Raw genomic sequence first — 16432 nt, forward strand, 5'->3', positions numbered from 1 at the left:
CGCTCCTGACGGATTGGCGCAACAGACACCCGCGGTGGTGGCGCGTCAAGCGGTCGCACCACCCAGCCGCCGCGCAGCCGCCAGCCCGGCGTGGCGGCCGGTGGCAAGGCAGGTGGTCAGCAGATAGCCGCCGGTCGGGGCCTCCCAGTCCAGCATCTCGCCGGCGGCAAAGACGCCGGGGCGGGCGCGCAGCTCAAGCGCCGGGGTCAGCGCCCCAAGCCGCACCCCCCCGGCCGAGGAAATCGCACGCTCAAGCCCTGCCGGGCCGGACACGCGCAGCGGCAGCGCCTTGATCAGCGCGGCCAGCGCCGCCGGGTCGTCCGGCAGCGGCCGGCCCCACTCCAGCAGCAGTGCCACCCTGACCGGATCGCGCAGCACCCGGCGCAGCCAGTTGCCGACCGACAACCGCCCGCGCGACTGCGCCAGCCGGGCCGTCAGCACCTCCACCAGCAAATCCGGCGCAAGATCGACCACCCCCGCCGCCCCGTCACGCAGCGCGGCCGAGATCTCATAGACCGCGCCGCCCTCGATCCCGTGCCTGGTCAGCACCCACTCGCCGCGGCTGGACAGGGCGCCTGCCGACAGCCGCGTCCCCTTGACCGCCGCCCCGAAATGCGGCGCCATCGCCGGCGACCAGCTAACCAGAAACCCCATGTTCGCCGGCCGGAACGACACCACATCGACGCCCGCATCCCGCAGCCAGCCGACCCAGGCGGCATCCGACCCCAGCCGAGGCCAGCTTGCACCCCCCAACGCCAGCACGGTGACGCCGGGCCGCAGCAGCCGCTCGCCCAAGGGCGTGTCGAACCGCAGCGCCTCGCCCGCAAACCCCTGCCAGCGCCAGCGGGTCCGCAGTTCGACCCCCTGCACCGCCAGCCGCCGCAACCACGCGCGCAACAGGGGCGAGGCTTTCATGCCCACCGGAAACACCCGCCGGGTCGAGCCGGTGAACAGCTCGACCCCCAGCAAGCGCGCCCAGCCGCTCACCTCTGCCGGCCCGAACCGGGCGACGATCGCGCGCAGTTCTTCATCATGCAAATATCCCGGGGGGGCGCGCAGCGCGGGGGCAGAGCCCCCCTGCACCCGCGCCGCAAACACCGCCGCATCCTCGTCCCGTGTCAGGTTCAGCCCCGATTTCCCGGCCATCAGGAACTTGCGCGCCGGGCTGGGCAGCGCCTCGGCGACCACCACGGGATGACCCGCCCCGGCCAGCGCCTCGGCCGCCATCAGCCCCGCGGGTCCGGCGCCGATGACCAGCGCCGGCGGCGATTCGGTCATCGCCGCCCCCGCGGCATCATCGCCAGCCGGATCAGCGCCCGTTCCATCACCGCGGCCGCCGGCGCACGCGAGGATGAACGCAGCGCCAGATCGGTATCGACCAGATGGCGCAACGCGTCCTCCAATGCCCGCATCCCCCAGGCCTGCGCCTGCCGGGTCATCCGGTCGCGCCGCGGCCCCCAGACCGGCGGGCGCAGCCGCCCAACCCCCGCCGCCGGGCCGCCGGGGTCTGCGGCGGCCATGTGCAGCGCCCGGAAATGCCGCAGCGCCGCGATGCAGATCGTCACCGGCAGGATGCCCTGTGTCGCCACCCGCTGCATCAGCGGCGCAAGCGCGTCGGCGCGCCCGTCGGCCACGGCGTCGATCAGGCTGTCCACGTCACCCTCGACCGTGGCGGGGGCGAGGGCGGCGATTTCCTCGGACGTCAGCGGCGAATCGTCTCCGTATTTGTAAAGCCCGATCTTTTCCAGAACCTGCCGGAAATCGCCCGGCTCAACGGCGCGGGCCAGCGCCAGCAGGTCGCGCATCGCCGCCTGGGGCACCGTGCGCAGCCCCGCCGCGTCTAGCAGCCGCATGATCTCGTCCTCGCCCATCGGGTCGTCGTAGATCGGCGCGACCACGGCGGATTTATGCGATTCAAACAGCTTGCGCAGGGCGGATGACTTGGCCAGCGCCCCCGCCGTCACCACGATCACCGCATCGCCCGGCGCCCATGCCTCCAGCGCCGAGGCGATGGCGGGGGCGGCGGTGTCGCCTGTATCCTCGACCAGCACCACGCGCGGGCCGGGGAAAAACCCGACCGCCTTGACCTCGTCCAGCAGCGAGGCACCGTCCTTGCGCAGATCGGCGCCCGACAGTCGGGTCAGGCGCATTTCCTCGTCCGCGCCCGGCCCGGTCAGCGCGGCCACCGATTCCGCCCGCTTCAAGGCCACCCGCATCGGATCCTGCCCATAGATCAGCAGCGCGGGCCTTGTCGGATCGGGGCGCGCCAGATAGCGCGCGATCTCGGCGCCCTTGAGCAGCATGGCCCTAGGGCACCATGGCCAGCAGCCGCGTCACCACCTGATCGGCCAGCATCACCGCCAGCCGGTCGCGGGCGTCCTGTTCGGCGGCATTGGTCGCGATGACGCTGCCCACGGCCGAGTGGCTGGAAAAATTGCTGACCTCGCCCTGCGCCACCACCGCGCCCGAGGCGCTGTCGGTCAGGGTAAAGGCGGCAGTGCCGTTCAGCGAATAGCGGGTAGTCACCTCGTCCGGGGTGATACCCTGCCCGACCGAGGCAATGCGCAGCGTATAGGCCAGATCGTAACCGGGGGACTGGTCCGGCCCCAGCCGTTCGGTCAGGCGGCGCAGAAAGGCATAGTCGTCGCGGGTCTTCGGTTCGGCGATGCGGATGCGGCCATGCAGTTTCGTCCCCGCGCCGCCCGGCCCGTAAACCGGCTGGAACCCGCAGGCGGACGCGGCGCCCAGTGCTGCCAGCCCGCCCAGCCGCGCCAGAAACCGGCGCCGAGGCTCAGACGACCACATTGACGATCCGCCCCGGCACCACGATCAGCTTTTTCACCGCCTGCCCGGCCAGATGGCGCTGCACGGTTTCATCGGCCAGCACCGCGGCCTCGACCGCCTCCTTGTCCATGCCGGCGGGCAGGGTGATTTCCCCGCGCCGCTTGCCGTTGATCTGGACCGGCAGGATCACGCTGTCGGCGACCAGCGCCGCCGGGTCGGCCTTGGGCCAGTGCGCATCGACCAGCAGCCCCTCGCCCCCGGCCCGTGCCCAGACATCCTCGGCCAGATGCGGCACCATCGGCCCCATCAGCTGCGCCATCAGCCGCAGCACCGCGCGCCGAGGCTCGCCCGAAGCCGGGGATTTCGCCACGGTGTTGGCCAGCTCATAGACCTTGGCCACTGCCTTGTTGAAGGCGAATCCGTCGATGGCCCGCGTCACCTCGTCGATGGCGCGGTGGGCGGCGCGGGTCAGCTGGGGGTCGTCGCGGTCCTCGGCCCCCGAATCCTCGGCCAGTCGGTGGACGCGGGCGAGGAACTTGGCCGCCGCCTCGGCCCCCGAGGCGGTCCATTCCACGTCCCGTTCCGGCGGGCTGTCCGACAGCATGAACCAGCGCGCGGTGTCGGCGCCGAAATTGGCGACGATATCCGCCGGGTCCACGACGTTTTTCTTGGATTTTGACATTTTCGCTGACGGTGTTACCCGAACGGTGTCACCCGTCTGCTTGTGAATGACTTGCCCTCCTCGGTGTTCGACCTCTTCAGGGAACACATAACTGAGGAACTTCCTTCCTCTAACCTGCACATTCGGATCGTCGTCAGGAACAGTGGTTGCGACCTGATAAATCTCATGCGTGACCATGCCCTGCGTGAACAACGCATCGAACGGCTCGCGCGCGGTTTCCGGCAGATGCCCGGTCTTGATCATCGCCCGCGCGAAGAACCGCGAATACAGCAGATGCAGGATCGCGTGCTCGATGCCGCCGATATACTGATCGACGTTCATCCAATAGGCCGCATCCTCGGCCACGGTCGGCGTCGTCGCGTGGGGCGCGGTGAAGCGCGCGTAATACCACGACGAATCGACGAAGGTGTCCATGGTGTCGGTTTCCCGCCGCGCGGGTCCGCCGCATTTGGGGCAGGTCGCCCGCGCCCATGTCGGGTGCCGGTCCAGAGGATTGCCCGGCCGGTCGAAGCTGACATCCTGCGGCAGCAGCACCGGCAGCTTGTCCTTGGATTCCGGCACCACGCCGCAGGTTTCGCAATGCACCACCGGGATCGGACAGCCCCAATAGCGCTGGCGCGAGATGCCCCAGTCGCGCAGGCGGAATTTCGTCACGCCCTCGCCCCAGCCTGCGGCCTCGGCATGGGCGATGGCGGCGTCGACCGCGGCCTCTCCGGTCTGGTCGGCCGCACCGGCAAAGCCGCGGACATAGGTCACGGCTTCGGTTTTCGGGGGCACCCACGGCTCGGCCGCGACCAGCGCGTCGGCCTGCGCCGCATCCATCCCCGGCTGGCCAAAGGTCGCGCGGATCGGCAAGCCGTATTTCACCGCGAAATCATGGTCGCGCTGGTCATGCGCGGGGCTGCCGAACAGCGCACCCGTGCCGTAATCCATCAGCACGAAATTCGCGACCCACACCGGCAGTTCCCACGAAGGGTCCAACGGATGGCGCACCCGGACCCCGGTATCCAGCCCGCGCTTTTCGGCGGTCTCGATCGCCTCTTCGGTGGTGCCGCCCTTGTGGAATTCCTCGGCGAAAGCCGCCAGCGCGGGGTTGTCCGCCGCCAAAGCCTTTGCCAGCGGATGATCCGGGGAAATCGCCACGAACGACGCCCCCATCAGCGTGTCCGGCCGGGTCGTGTAAACCTCGATCTGCGGGAAATCCGGGCGCTCCACCGTGTCAAAGCGGAACTGCAACCCGCGCGAGCGCCCGATCCAGTTCGCCTGCATCAGCCGGACCTTTTCCGGCCAGCCCTCAAGCCCGTCGATGGCCTCAAGCAGCTCCTCGGCGTAATCCGAGATGCGGAAAAACCACTGCGTCAGCTCGCGCCGCTCGACCGCGGCGTTCGACCGCCAGCCCTTGCCGTCGATCACCTGCTCGTTGGCCAGAACCGTCATGTCCACCGGATCCCAGTTGACCACCGCGGCCTTGCGATAGATCAGCCCGGCGCCCAGCATGTCCAGAAACAGCGCCTGCTGCTGGGCGACGTAATCGTCGTCGCAGGTGGCGAACTCGCGGCTCCAGTCGATCGACAGCCCCAGAGGCTTCAACTGCCCGCGCATTGTGGCAATATTGCCATAGGTCCAGTCGCGCGGATGGCCGCCCTGTTCCATCGCCGCGTTTTCCGCCGGCATCCCAAAGGCATCCCAGCCCATCGGATGCAGCACCGAAAACCCCTGCGCCCGCTTATACCGCGCCACCACGTCGCCCATGGTATAGTTGCGAACATGCCCCATGTGGATGCGCCCCGAGGGATAGGGGAACATTTCCAGCACGTAATACTTGGGCCGCTCGTCGCGGACGGCGCGGAAACTGCCCGCCTGTTCCCACGCGTCTTGCCAGCGCTTTTCGCTAGAGGCGGGATCATAGGGCATGGGACGAACTCCGGGCAGGGAAAATGCCCTGCGGGTTTAGCCGCCTGCCCCCGGCGCGTCCAGCGCCAGCTTGGTCCCCGTGCGCCGGCCCTACAGCCGCCCGTCGCGCACCCGCAGCTGCCGCGCGCGGGTCAGGATCGCGTCCTCGACCGCGCGAACCGTGTCGGGCGCCACCGCCGCGCCCCCCGGCCCCTGCATCGACAGCTTGAGCGAGCGCGCATCCAGCGCCGGGTCGGTTATCTGCACCGTGGCCCGATACGCCCGCCCCCCACCCGGAGGCGTCCCATACCCCGTCACGATCACCCCGGTGAACGGGTCCACCGACTGCACCGGCAGGAAATTCAGCACTTCAAGGCTGGCATTCCACAGATAGCGGTTCACCGCCACGGCGTCGTTGGCGTTGCGGCGGCTGCCGAAAATATCCCAGATGGTGCCGCTTTCGTTGCGCATGTCGGGATCGACGCGCTTGGTCGTCGGCCGCTTGTCGCCGCCACAGGCGGCCAGCGCGGCGCAAAGCCCGAAAGCGGTCGCCAGCGTCGCGGCACGTGCGATGTTCATGCGGTCCCCCATCCTTGACCCTGCCCGCCGTTCAGGTCGTGGCGCCCCTGCTTTAGCGCGGATCCCCCCACCCCCACAAGCGGCCAGTCGCAGCCGGTTTTCGGCCAAAGCGGGGGCCGCACCGCTGCCGCCGGATTGGTTCCATCAAAAAACTGTGGCCTCGCTGCATCACACATATGCCGAAAAGCTGCGGTTCGGGGCGCAAGCGTTGCATCATGGCGGGGGAAGGGCGAATTAATGCCCCATACCCAAGGCGGTAAAGCCGGTTTGGGCATCAGAGAGACAAGAGGGAACTTGATCATGAAAAAGGCTCTTCTCGCCACGACCGCCCTGGTGCTGTCCGCTGGCGTCGCCGCTGCCGACGTGACCATCTCGGGCTATGGCCGGACCGGTATCATCTACTATGAAGACCCGATCGCGGACAAAGAAACGCAGGTTGTTTCGCGCCTGCGCATGAATATCGACGCCTCGACCGAAACCGACGCCGGCGTTGAATTCGGTGCGCGCTTCCGCCTTCAGTGGGATCAGGGCGAGGAAGACACCCATGCGAACCCCGGCAAGCTGTGGATTAGCGCCCAGGGCCTGACCGTCGAAATCGGTAACGTTGATACCGCGATGGACTCGTCCAGCCTGATCTACGCCACCGAACTGGGTGCCTTTGACCGTTCGGTCGGCTTCAGCGCGATGGTTGGCGATTACTACGCCTATGCTGCAAAAAGCTATGGCGGCGAACCGGATCGTGTCGGTGTGGCTGTTGCTTATAGCTTCGGCGATCTGAACCTGCGCGCGTCCGTGGTCAACTATGACCAGACCATCGACGGAACTGACAAGGAAATTGGCCTTCTGGCCGAATACACTTGGGAAGACCGCTTGGAGCTGTCGGCTGCCTACACCAAGAATGCCGAAGGCTATGACGGCGAGGACCTGTTCTTCGTGGGCGCGCGTTATGCGGTCATGGACAACGCCCGTGTCGGCCTGAACTACGTTGACGCTGATGATCAGTCCTACGGGAAAACCGTTGCGCTGTATGGCGACTACACCCTCGCCGACGGCCTGACCAACATCGAAGCCTACGTCGCCAACAACGACCCGAGCACCGGCGTCACCAATGTCACCGACACCGCGTTCGGTATCGGCGTGAACTACGATCTGGGCGGTGCGCGTCTGGGCGCCTCGGTCCAGCGCGACTACGACAAGCTGGTCACCGCCGACATGGGTGTCCGCTTCAACTTCTGATCCGCGGATCGGTTGCAAGACCTGAAAGAGCGGGCCATGCGCCCGCTCTTTTTCTTTTCCGCCTCGCCGAACGGGGGACGCCATGGGACTAAGTGAAATCCGCCAGCAGATCGCCGCCGCCTGCGCCCTTGCCGGCCGCGACCCGGCACAGGTGACGCTGATCGCCGTCAGCAAACAGCAGCCCGACGACCGCGTGACCGCCGCGCTGGACGCGGGCCAGCGCGTGTTCGGCGAAAACTATGTGCAAGAGGCGCAGCGCAAATGGCCCCCCCTGCGCGACCGCTTTGCCGGGGTGGAACTGCATCTGGTCGGTCCGCTGCAATCCAACAAGGCCCGCGCCGCGGTGGAACTGTTCGACGCGATCCACAGTATCGACCGCCCCTCGCTCGCGCAGCGGCTGGCCCGGATGGTGCAGGACACCGGCCGCGCGCCCCGCATGTTCGTGCAGGTCAATACCGGCGATGAGCCGCAGAAAGCCGGCATTTCCCCCGCCCAGGCCGATGGTTTCATCGCCGAGTGCCTTGCGCTGGACCTGCCGGTGATCGGCTGCATGTGTATCCCCCCCGACAACGCCGACCCGACCCAGCATTTCCGCCTGCTGCGCGATATCGCCGCCCGCAACGGCCTGCCCGCCCTGTCCATGGGCATGAGCGCCGATTTCCAGACCGCCATCGCCCAGGGCGCCACCCACATCCGCGTCGGCAGCGCCATCTTTGGCGCGCGAACCACGGGATAACCCCGCAGCAGCCGACAGGCCCGCGCCGGCAACCACCGCACAGGCCGCATTCCTGCACAACCCGCCCGCGTTATCGAAAAGCCGCGCCCGGCGCCGCTTGGCATTTTGCAGGGTCGCCCGACCCCGCACCGCGTCGGCAGCGCGATCTTTGGCGCGCGAGCCACGGGATAACCCCGCAGCAGCCGACAGGCCCGCACCGGCAACCACCGCACAGGCCGCATTCCTGCGCAACCCGCCCGCGTTATCGAAAAGCCGCGCCCGGCGCCGTTTGGCACTTTGCAGGGTCGCCCGACCCCTCACCGCGCCGAATCACCCGGCGCGGGACCGGCGGCCCCCACGCAATGCCGCCACTAACAGACCTCGACGCCGTGCGGGTGTCGGCCAGCCAGCCCCGGCTCAGCCCGCCGCCGCGGTCTTTTCGGCCGGCGCCGGGTCGGGCGCAGAGCCTGGCGCTTCGGCCCCGGTCCGCAAGATGCCCGGCTCGGCGCCCGCGGCAATCGGCATCCCCCCCGCCACCGCGGTGGCAAAGCTGACCATGCGGCGGCCACCGGACAACGGCTTGACCCGCCACGACAGCAGCCCCTGATCCGGACCCGCGACCGCCCCCTGCAAGGGCGCATCGCCCCGGTCGGTCGCCAGCGCGCGCCGCAGATTCTGGAAACCGGGGCTGTCCGCGGCCGTCCGCCGCCACAGCTCGACATAGCCGCGCAGGCTTTGCGCGGTTTCGGTCCCCCAGATCTGCTCAAAGGCGCGATTGGCGCCCACCACCCGCCCGTCGCGGTCGAAGATCGCCACCGCCGCGTCGATTCCGTCCAGAATCTCGGCCCCCAGCGACAGTTCGGCCCGGAACCGCCGGGTCATCGCGATCTCGCTGGAAATATCCTCGAACAGAAAGGCGATGGCGCCGTCGGGGTGCGGGCGGCCGGTGACGCGATAGGTCTGGCCGCCGGGCAGGTTCCATGTCTCGACATGCCGCCCCGACGCCGCCCCGGCCTCAAGCGAGGCCATGGCGTTGCGCCAGCCGTTATAGTCGCGCGGTTCCGGCGCCATCCGCAATTCCCGCAGCCCGTCCAGCAGGGCAAACAGCGTCGGCCGCGCCGCCAGAAACCCGATGTCCAGCCGCGTCAGGTCGATCAACGCAGGGTTGAACAGTTGCAAGCGCCGGTCGCGGTCAAAGATCGCCAGCCCGATCGGCAGGTCGGCGAAAGTCTTGGTCAGCGTCTGGACGAATTCGCGCAGACTGCGTTCGGCCCGCACCGCGTCGTCGGCGGGCACCGCAAACACCGCGCGCTGCTGACCCGCCGGTTGCAGGTGGCAGTCGAACCAGCGCACCCGGTCTCCGATCCGCAGCTCGGCCCGAGGGCTGCCCTGTGCGTCGGTGGGCAGCTCGATCAGCCGGGGCAGGGGCCAGCTGGTTTCATCGGGATGGCGAGCCTCGGCCTGTTGCAGATATGCCGCGTTGGCCCATGTCACATGGCCGTCCCGATCCTCGCGCCAGATCAGCACCGGCGCCTGATCGACTGATTCGCGCAGCACCGACAGCTCTTGTTCCATCGCGGCAAGAGCGTGCGCGTTTACCATGATTCCGGCCTGTTCCAGATCGCGGTCGACCAGCTGCACCCGCAGGATTCCGTGTCCCGCATCCTCGATGTCCAGCCGCAGGCCGGACAGGCCGTCGCCGGCGCGCAGGGTGGCCGCGCCCTGGGCGGCGGCGAGGTCCAGCAGCAGATGCGGCTGGTCAAAGCGCTGCGCGAGCCAGCCCCACAGCTTGGCCCAGTCGTCCTGCCCCGGCAGCGCATCCAGCAGCGAACGCGCCGGGGCGGTGGCGTCGATCAGCCGCCGGTCGTGAAACAGCAGCGCGATCTGTTCCGAGGGCGGCAGCAGCGACGCGGCCGGGCCGGGCGACGCCCGACGCCCAAAGCGATGCGCCAGCCCCAGCCCCAGCAGGACCGAGACCACCCCCGTCAAAATCGCCGCTGCTACCGTGTAACCGTCCGTCATCCCCGGCCTTTTCGCGTTGCATCCCGAAAAGGTGATACTTCTTGCGCCTTAAAGAATGATTAATCGGCGTCCGTCTCCAGTTCAACCAGAGATTGTCGGGTTCGGCCCCAGCGCCACGCGGTCATCGGCCAGCAGCGCCGCTTCGGGCCAGGTTACCAGCGCGGTGGCCCCGTCGTGGTTGAAAAACGTCACCGCGCCGCCGCTGCGTTCCAGCAGCGTGCGGGCGATGAACAGGCCCAGACCCATGCCCTCATACGCATCGCCCTGGGTGCCGGGCTTGCGGGTGGTCAGGTAAGGTTCGCCCAGCCGGGCCAGCAGATGCGGCGGATAGCCTGGGCCGTCGTCGTGGATGGCGATGCGGATGCGGCCGTCGCCGTGGCTGGCCTGCACCTCGACGGTGTCGGCGGCGAAATCGACGGCGTTCTGCACCAGATTGCGCAGCGCGTGCATCACGCCGGCCTCGCGCCGGACGATCAGCGCGCCGGTGTCGCCCAGATTCATGCGGATATGCGCGCCGCGCTGCTGGTGGGGGGCGGCGGCCTCGGCCAGCAGGTCCGACAGCGGCGCCGAATGCAGCAGCAGGTCGTCCTTGCCCGCCTTGCCCATGCTGCGCATGATGTCGCGGCAGCGGTCGGCGGAACGGCGCAGCTCGGCCAGGTCGTCGGCGACGTCGGGGCGGTCGCCCAGATCCTCGGCCAGTTCGGCGGCGATCAGCTTGATGGTGGCCAGCGGCGTGCCCATTTCATGCGCGGCGGCCGCGACGACCCCGCCCAGATGTTGCAGGCGCTGTTCGCGTTCCAGCCCCATCTGGGTTGCGGCCAGCGCGGCCGAGGTAGCCATCAGATCGGCCGAAACCCGATAGACGAAGGCCGCGAAAAAGGCTCCGCCGATGAACAGCTCAAGCACGCGGCCGATATACAGGGCAAATTCCGGACGCAGAGGCGTCTGCGGCAGAAAGCTCAGCGGCACCGCGACGGTGGTCATCATCACCAGCATCGCCGCGGTCGAACCCGCCAGCATCAGGATGTGGCGCAGCGGCAACACGCTGGCACCAATCGTCAGCGGCGCCAGCACGAACAGCGCGAACGGGTTCATGATGCCGCCGGTCAGGGTCAGTACCGTGCCGGTCTGCACCGTGTCAAAGGCCAGCTGCGCCAGCGCCCGCCCGGTATCCGCGCGCCGATACCGATATGCCAGCCGCAGGTTCAGCGCCACCGCGACGCCCATCACCCCCAGCACCGCAGCCAGCGGGAACCGCGCACCCAGCGCCCACGCCCCGGCCACGACCGACGCCTGCCCGGCCAGCGCGATCCAGCGCGAGGCGACCAGCGTGCGCGGCCGGATCGGCCCGCGCCACGCCATCCGGGGCAGCGCCACCGGCCGCGAGGCCCGCTGCGCCGGGTCGGCAGTCAAGGTTTCGTCGGACCCCGGGGGGGATGGTGGCATCATTACGGCCTCGCCTAATCTGTGGAAAATTGATAACCGGCCTCACCGGGTTACGGCAATGCTGAGGAACGAGAAATGACCGAACGCAGAATGATGCTGCTTGGGGTGCTGGCCACATTGCTGGTGCTGCTGACGGGATGGCTGTGGTTGCGGCCGGCGGGCGGGGATCAATTCGCCGAATGCCGCAGGTCCACCGTTGCGGGAGGAACCGAATCTCTGGGCGGCAGTTTCACCCTGACCGATGAAAACGGGCAGCGGGTGACGGACCAGCAGGTCTTCGACCGGCCCTCGATCCTCTATATGGGCTATACCTATTGCCCCGATGTCTGCCCGCTGGATTCCGCCCGCAATGCCGCGGCGGTCGATCTGCTGGAAGAACGGGGAATGTCGGTCAAGCCGGTGTTCGTCTCGGTCGATCCGGCGCGTGATACTCCGGAACAATTGCAGTTCTTTACCGATGCCATCCACCCTGAAATGCTGGGGCTGACCGGCAGCCTGGAAGAGGTGACCGCCGTCAGCAAGGCATGGCGCGGCTATTTCCGGATCAACGATTCCGAGGACAAGGAAAACTATCTGGTCGATCATACAACCAACAGTTTCCTGGTGTTGCCGGGGCACGGCACGGTCGAATTCTTTACCCGCGATGCCAGCCCCGAACAGATGGCCGATCAGATTGCCTGTTTCATCGAGGCCGCCCGCTGAGGGGCAAATTGACGCAGGCGCGTTTTGCGCGATAATGGAAAGACCACAAGCGAGAATGGCATGACCGCAGACAATTCCACGCTTTCGGGGGCCGCAGGCAATGAACCCCTGCCCATCGGTGACGATCCCACCCTGCTGCTTGTCGACGACGACGAAGTTTTCGTGAACCGGCTGGCACGCGCGATGGAACGTCGCGGCTTTGCCACCCGCATTGCCACCAGCGTTGCCGCCGCCCGCGAAAGCGTGGCACAGGGCGCCCCCGCCTATGCGGTGGTCGACCTGCGGCTTGAGGATGGCAGCGGCCTGGATGTCGTCGACGCATTGCGCGCGCGCCGCGAGGATTGCCGCATTGTCGTGCTGACCGGATATGGCGCAATTGCCACCGCGGTTGCGGCAGTCAAGGCGGGGGCGGCCGATTACCTGCCCAAGCCCGCCGATGCCGACGAGGTGACGAATGCGCTGCTGGCGCAGGTATCGCGTTTCCCTCCGCCACCGGAAAACCCGATGTCGGCGGATCGGGTGCGCTGGGAACATATCCAGCGGGTGTATGAGCAATGCGACCGCAATGTCAGCGAAACAGCGCGGCGTCTGCATATGCATCGCCGGACATTGCAGCGGATATTGGCCAAACGCGGCCCGCGTTGAAATCAACTCTTGCGGGACGGATCGGAATTTGTCATTCGCTGGTTATTGATAATTTCCCGCGAAAGGAATGATCCGTGGAAATTGATGTCGACAACATGTCGCTGGATGATCTCCGCGCCCTGAAAACCCGCGTTGATCGCGCTATCGCTTCGTTCGACGCGCGCCGCCGGAAAGAGGCCCTGGCCGCGGCCGAGCGTGCCGCGCGCGAGCTTGGCTTCAATCTTTCCGACCTGACCGGTGCCGGCCGTGGCCGCCGCGGCGGCTCGGGGGCCGAGCGTGCGCCGAAATACATCAACCCGCAGGACGCGACGCAGACCTGGTCGGGTCGCGGCCGTCGGCCGGGCTGGGTGGTCGAGCATCTGGAAGCCGGGCGTAACCTTGAGGACCTGCTGGCCTGAGCAGGCGCGGGGACGGCGGGCGGGTTAACCGTCCAGCCGTCTCATCAGCGTGGCAAAGCGTTGCAGGAATGCGGCGCGGGTCTCGGTCGGGGGGCGCAGCCGCAGGGTCAGCCCCTGGATGCCCACGCCGCGGGGCAGGGGGAACAGGCGCTCGGCCTCGGCCGGGGTAAAGCCGGCGATGCCCTCGGCCTCGATCCGGGCTGAAATCCGGTCGGCGCGCTTGATCTGTGCGCGGACCGGCGCCGGAATGACCGCCGGCAGGCCAAAGCGGCGGTGGACCGCCGCGGCGATGCGCGCGTCCATGTCCTGATATTCGCGCCCTAGCGCCGCCTTGACCGGCGAAATCATGTCCCCGATCACATATTCCGGCGCATCATGCAGCAGCGCCGCCAACTGCCACTGCGGCAGCGTGCCGGGGTCAAGCCGGGTGTGGATTTCCTCGACCAGCAGCGAATGTTCGGCGACCGTATAGGCCCAGTCGCCGCGGGTCTGCCCGTTCCAGCGCGCGACAAAGGCCAGCCCGTGGGCGCTGTCCTCGATCTCGATGTCCATCGGCGTCGGGTCCAGCAGGTCCAGCCGGCGCCCCGACAGCATCCGCTGCCATGCCCGCGATTTCGCCATCACGCGCCCCCGCCGCTGCGCACCGCCACCGGCGCCGCGCCGAGCGGGTGGAAAAAGGCCGCCCGGCGGGGCGGCCCAAGATGCATTGTGCGGGGCACTGTCCGCGCCATCGCTCAGGACAGGGGCTGGCCTTCGGGACGCTCGGTCTGCGCCTGCTGGGCGCGGCGCGCGAGTTCCTGGCGATACAGCGCCACAAAGTCGATCGGATCCATGTTGAAGGGCGGAAAGCCGCCGTCGCGCACGATGTCCGACAACACCCGGCGCACAAAGGGGAACAGCATCCGCGGACATTCAATCATCAGGAACGGGTGCAGCTGGTCCTCGGGGACGCCCTCGATCTGGAACACGCCGGCGTAATCCAGTTCGCACAGGAACATCGTGGACTTGTCGGTCGAGTTCACCGAATTGACCCGGTATTTGCAGATCACCTCGAACTGGTTTTCGGCGCTGCGCTTGCGGGCGTCCAGGCTGACCTGCACCTGCATTTCCGGCGCGACTTCGCCGCCAAGGCCCTTTTGCGCGACGATGTTTTCAAAGGACAGGTCGCGGATATATTGCGCGAGAATGTTCATCCGCACTGCGGGCGGTTGCCCCGCGCCTGCCTGCCCGTCTGCGCGGCCGTCAGCGGGGGGTGCGCCCGAGGGGGCGCCGTTGGTGGTCTCGTCGGTCATGTCGGTCCTCGCATCAGCGTTTCGCAGCGGGTGTTACCATCCCGGCCCCGCGCGCTCAATGCCGCGTCCACCCCGAGCGGGGCCGCGACCCGCCACTCTGCCCGCCCGACTGTCCGCCAGCCTGCCCTTCACCCTGCCCGCGCAGCGGCGCGGGTCCGGCGTCGGGGTTGTCGTAATCCGCGCCATCGGACCGGGGAAAGCCGTCGTCAGGATCCTCGACCACCACGAATTCCGCGTCGATCACCGGCGGGCGATGCGGCTGCCGGGGCGGCCAGCCGGCGCTGGCCCTGCCCGCCGCAAGCACCCGCCGCCCCAGCAGCGACAGCAGCGCCGTGCGGACCGGCGCGATCAGCAGCAGAATTCCCAGCGCGTCGGTCAGAAACCCCGGCAGCACCAGCAGCCCGCCCCCCAGCATCGCCAGCGCCCCATGCGCCATCGGACGCGAGGGGTCGCGGACATCCTCGACCGCGCGTTGCAGATCGACCATCGCCGCCATGCCCTGCAACCGCATCGCCCAGATCCCGATCATCGCCGACAGGATCACCCACAGGATGGTAGCGGCAACGCCGATTTCGGAACCGATTTCGATGAACAGCGCGATCTCGGCGATCGGCCAGAGCAGCAGCAATATCAGTAACCACATCGTTGAACCCCGCAGCTGGGCCGCAACTGGACTCGCGGCCTGGTGCAACTTACATAGTCAGGCAACGCCATTACGCCAGACCAATCGCCCGAGGCCCGCACCATGTCGAATACGTTGCTTCAGATTCTGGTGCTGGCCGCCATCGCGGTATTCCTGATCCTGCGACTGCGCAATGTATTGGGCACGCGCGAGGGGTTCGAGCCGCCGCGCCAGCAGGCGCCCGGCCCGCGGCCGGCGCTGCGGGCCGTGCCGACGGAACCCGAAAGCGACATCCTTGACCATGTGCAGCCCGGCACCCCCGAGGCCGAGGCCCTGACCGCCATGCAGCGGATCGAGCCTGATTTCGCCGTCGGCCCGTTCCTGACGGGCGCGAAACAGGCGTATGAGATGATCCTGACCGGGTTCGAGCGCGGCGAGATCGACGAGATCCGGCCCTTTCTGGCCCCTCCGGTGGCCGAGGCGTTCGACGCCGTGATCGCCGACCGCAGCGCCCGTGGCATCACCACCGAGATGCAGTATCTGGGCACCCGCGAAATCGCCGTGCAGGCTGCCAGCCTTGATCCGGCGACGGGGCTTGCGTCGATCTCGGTCCGTTTCGTGGGCGAATTGATCGCCGCGCATCGCGACGCCGCGGGCGAGGTGGTCGAGGGCGACCCCAAGGCCGCCCGCAAGCAGCGCGATCTCTGGACCTTTGAGCGCCGGATGGGACAGGACGACCCCAACTGGCAGCTGGTCGCCACCGCCTGACATGGCCCGCCGCCGCAACCGGGGCGGGCTGTCGGACGAGGACCGGGCCTTGTGGGCGCATGTCGCCCGCAGCGTCACCCCCATGGCGGAAAACCAGCGCCGCCGGATCGAATCACCGCCGCCCGCCCCACAGCCCCCGGCAGCGGCGGCCCCGGCGTCGCCCGCACCGCGCCCTGTCCCGCCCGGCTTCGGGGTCGGCCGCGGCGCGGCGGCGGCGCCGGTCCATGTGGCGCGGGTGCGATCGCCGCATGAGCATCTGGCCGAACAGCCCCTGCGGATGGATGCGCGCGCCCATCGCTCGCTGACCCGGGGCAAGCTGCGCCCGGACGCGCGGCTGGACCTGCACGGAATGACGCTGGCCGTCGCCAAGACCCAGCTGACCGCGTTCATCCTGCGCTCGCAGGCCGCGGGGCATCGGCTGGTGCTTGTGATCACCGGCAAGGGCGAGCGCGGCGGCGGGGATCAGAGCCCGCTGCCCTTCCGCGCCGGCGCCCTGCGCCACGAGGTGCCGCACTGGCTGGCGATGCCGCCGCTGTCGCAGGCGGTGCTGCAAGTGGTGCCGGCGCATGTCCGGCACGGCGGCGGCGGCGCCTGTTATGTGTGGCTGCGGCGTGCGCGCTCCTAACCCATTAATCCTTAACGAACATT

At 68.3% G+C, this 16432-nt stretch carries 17 protein-coding genes; 7 read left to right on the plus strand and 10 right to left on the minus strand.

The genetic code is table 11. The features are described 5' to 3' along the window. Positions 1-45: 45 nt before the first annotated feature. The 5 genes from BLW83_RS12715 to BLW83_RS12735 form a co-directional block, all read right to left on the minus strand. Positions 46-1278, minus strand: a complete 1233-nt coding sequence (locus BLW83_RS12715; RefSeq protein WP_090848610.1) for a TIGR03862 family flavoprotein — start codon at positions 1276-1278, stop codon at positions 46-48. Beyond that, positions 1275-2303, minus strand: coding sequence for a DNA polymerase III subunit delta (holA, locus tag BLW83_RS12720; RefSeq protein WP_090848611.1), 1029 nt, complete (start codon positions 2301-2303; stop codon positions 1275-1277). Before holA ends, BLW83_RS12715 begins: the two co-directional genes overlap by 4 nt. Before the next feature lie 4 nt (positions 2304-2307). Then, the gene (gene lptE, locus BLW83_RS12725; protein WP_090848612.1) at positions 2308-2805 is read right to left on the minus strand and encodes an LPS assembly lipoprotein LptE; all 498 of its coding nucleotides are present in this window, start codon (positions 2803-2805) and stop codon (positions 2308-2310) included. Beyond that, entirely contained in the window at positions 2792-5380 is a 2589-nt protein-coding gene (leuS, locus tag BLW83_RS12730) for a leucine--tRNA ligase (protein WP_090848613.1), read from the minus strand. Before leuS ends, lptE begins: the two co-directional genes overlap by 14 nt. A 90-nt stretch (positions 5381-5470) precedes the next feature. Next, complete coding sequence (locus BLW83_RS12735) at positions 5471-5938, minus strand: DUF3576 domain-containing protein (protein ID WP_090848696.1); 468 nt, start codon at positions 5936-5938, stop codon at positions 5471-5473. A 300-nt stretch (positions 5939-6238) separates the two neighbouring features. Between BLW83_RS12735 and BLW83_RS12740 the strand changes: the two genes are divergently transcribed. Both BLW83_RS12740 and BLW83_RS12745 read left to right on the plus strand, forming a co-directional pair. Further along, on the plus strand, positions 6239-7174 hold the full coding sequence (locus BLW83_RS12740; RefSeq protein ID WP_177172569.1) for a porin: 936 nt from the start codon (positions 6239-6241) through the stop codon (positions 7172-7174). A gap of 82 nt (positions 7175-7256) precedes the next feature. Further along, complete coding sequence (locus BLW83_RS12745) at positions 7257-7910, plus strand: YggS family pyridoxal phosphate-dependent enzyme (RefSeq protein ID WP_090848615.1); 654 nt, start codon at positions 7257-7259, stop codon at positions 7908-7910. 396 nt (positions 7911-8306) lie between these two features. Here the strand turns inward: BLW83_RS12745 and BLW83_RS12750 are convergent, their stop codons facing one another. Together BLW83_RS12750 and BLW83_RS12755 are read right to left on the minus strand one after the other, a co-directional pair. Further along, a complete protein-coding gene (locus tag BLW83_RS12750; RefSeq protein ID WP_090848616.1) occupies positions 8307-9911 on the minus strand; it encodes a PAS domain-containing protein in 1605 nt (534 codons plus the stop codon). Between the two features lie 81 nt (positions 9912-9992). Next, complete coding sequence (locus BLW83_RS12755) at positions 9993-11357, minus strand: ActS/PrrB/RegB family redox-sensitive histidine kinase (RefSeq protein WP_245728857.1); 1365 nt, start codon at positions 11355-11357, stop codon at positions 9993-9995. Positions 11358-11432: 75 nt separating this feature from the next. Here BLW83_RS12755 and BLW83_RS12760 point away from each other — a divergent pair, with 75 nt between their 5' ends. The 3 genes from BLW83_RS12760 (at position 11433) to BLW83_RS12770 (ending at position 13102) form a co-directional block, all read left to right on the plus strand. Further along, positions 11433-12059 (plus strand): SCO family protein, encoded by a 627-nt coding sequence (locus tag BLW83_RS12760; protein WP_090848617.1) that lies wholly within the window; start codon positions 11433-11435, stop codon positions 12057-12059. A gap of 60 nt (positions 12060-12119) precedes the next feature. Further along, complete coding sequence (locus BLW83_RS12765) at positions 12120-12704, plus strand: ActR/PrrA/RegA family redox response regulator transcription factor (protein ID WP_090848618.1); 585 nt, start codon at positions 12120-12122, stop codon at positions 12702-12704. Between the two features lie 74 nt (positions 12705-12778). After that, complete coding sequence (locus BLW83_RS12770) at positions 12779-13102, plus strand: H-NS histone family protein (protein WP_090848619.1); 324 nt, start codon at positions 12779-12781, stop codon at positions 13100-13102. Positions 13103-13126: 24 nt separating this feature from the next. Here BLW83_RS12770 and BLW83_RS12775 read toward each other — a convergent pair whose 3' ends face one another. The 3 genes from BLW83_RS12775 to BLW83_RS12785 form a co-directional block, all read right to left on the minus strand. Next, positions 13127-13723 carry an HD domain-containing protein gene (locus BLW83_RS12775; protein ID WP_090848620.1) on the minus strand — a complete coding sequence of 199 codons (597 nt, stop codon included), beginning with the start codon at positions 13721-13723 and terminating at the stop codon, positions 13127-13129. A 113-nt stretch (positions 13724-13836) separates the two neighbouring features. Beyond that, complete coding sequence (gene secB, locus BLW83_RS12780) at positions 13837-14394, minus strand: protein-export chaperone SecB (RefSeq protein WP_090848621.1); 558 nt, start codon at positions 14392-14394, stop codon at positions 13837-13839. A 55-nt stretch (positions 14395-14449) separates the two neighbouring features. Continuing rightward, a complete protein-coding gene (locus BLW83_RS12785) occupies positions 14450-15037 on the minus strand; it encodes an FxsA family protein (protein WP_090848622.1) in 588 nt (195 codons plus the stop codon). Between the two features lie 102 nt (positions 15038-15139). On the opposite strand from BLW83_RS12785, the gene BLW83_RS12790 reads away from it, so the two are divergent. Both BLW83_RS12790 and BLW83_RS12795 read left to right on the plus strand, forming a co-directional pair. After that, positions 15140-15784 (plus strand): Tim44/TimA family putative adaptor protein, encoded by a 645-nt coding sequence (locus BLW83_RS12790; protein ID WP_090848623.1) that lies wholly within the window; start codon positions 15140-15142, stop codon positions 15782-15784. A gap of 1 nt (position 15785) precedes the next feature. Continuing rightward, entirely contained in the window at positions 15786-16409 is a 624-nt protein-coding gene (locus BLW83_RS12795; RefSeq protein WP_090848624.1) for a Smr/MutS family protein, read from the plus strand. The last annotated feature ends 23 nt before the right edge of the window (positions 16410-16432 follow it).

It is taken from the genome of Paracoccus alkenifer (assembly GCF_900108405.1).
In the GTDB taxonomy this organism is placed as follows: Bacteria; Pseudomonadota; Alphaproteobacteria; order Rhodobacterales; family Rhodobacteraceae; genus Paracoccus; species Paracoccus alkenifer.

Bases quoted from the DNA above. Each gene is read 5' to 3' on its own strand.
- BLW83_RS12775 (WP_090848620.1), bottom strand. From the start codon at position 13,723: ATGGCGAAATCGCGGGCATGGCAGCGGATGCTGTCGGGGCGCCGGCTG.
- BLW83_RS12740 (WP_177172569.1), top strand. From the start codon at position 6,239: ATGAAAAAGGCTCTTCTCGCCACGACCGCCCTGGTGCTGTCCGCTGGC.
- lptE (WP_090848612.1), bottom strand. From the start codon at position 2,805: ATGTGGTCGTCTGAGCCTCGGCGCCGGTTTCTGGCGCGGCTGGGCGGG.
- BLW83_RS12745 (WP_090848615.1), top strand. From the start codon at position 7,257: ATGGGACTAAGTGAAATCCGCCAGCAGATCGCCGCCGCCTGCGCCCTT.
- BLW83_RS12795 (WP_090848624.1), top strand. From the start codon at position 15,786: ATGGCCCGCCGCCGCAACCGGGGCGGGCTGTCGGACGAGGACCGGGCC.
- holA (WP_090848611.1), bottom strand. From the start codon at position 2,303: ATGCTGCTCAAGGGCGCCGAGATCGCGCGCTATCTGGCGCGCCCCGAT.
- BLW83_RS12785 (WP_090848622.1), bottom strand. From the start codon at position 15,037: ATGTGGTTACTGATATTGCTGCTGCTCTGGCCGATCGCCGAGATCGCG.
- BLW83_RS12755 (WP_245728857.1), bottom strand. From the start codon at position 11,357: ATGCCACCATCCCCCCCGGGGTCCGACGAAACCTTGACTGCCGACCCG.
- BLW83_RS12760 (WP_090848617.1), top strand. From the start codon at position 11,433: ATGACCGAACGCAGAATGATGCTGCTTGGGGTGCTGGCCACATTGCTG.
- BLW83_RS12715 (WP_090848610.1), bottom strand. From the start codon at position 1,278: ATGACCGAATCGCCGCCGGCGCTGGTCATCGGCGCCGGACCCGCGGGG.
- BLW83_RS12790 (WP_090848623.1), top strand. From the start codon at position 15,140: ATGTCGAATACGTTGCTTCAGATTCTGGTGCTGGCCGCCATCGCGGTA.
- BLW83_RS12765 (WP_090848618.1), top strand. From the start codon at position 12,120: ATGACCGCAGACAATTCCACGCTTTCGGGGGCCGCAGGCAATGAACCC.
- BLW83_RS12750 (WP_090848616.1), bottom strand. From the start codon at position 9,911: ATGACGGACGGTTACACGGTAGCAGCGGCGATTTTGACGGGGGTGGTC.
- BLW83_RS12735 (WP_090848696.1), bottom strand. From the start codon at position 5,938: ATGAACATCGCACGTGCCGCGACGCTGGCGACCGCTTTCGGGCTTTGC.
- leuS (WP_090848613.1), bottom strand. From the start codon at position 5,380: ATGCCCTATGATCCCGCCTCTAGCGAAAAGCGCTGGCAAGACGCGTGG.
- secB (WP_090848621.1), bottom strand. From the start codon at position 14,394: ATGACCGACGAGACCACCAACGGCGCCCCCTCGGGCGCACCCCCCGCT.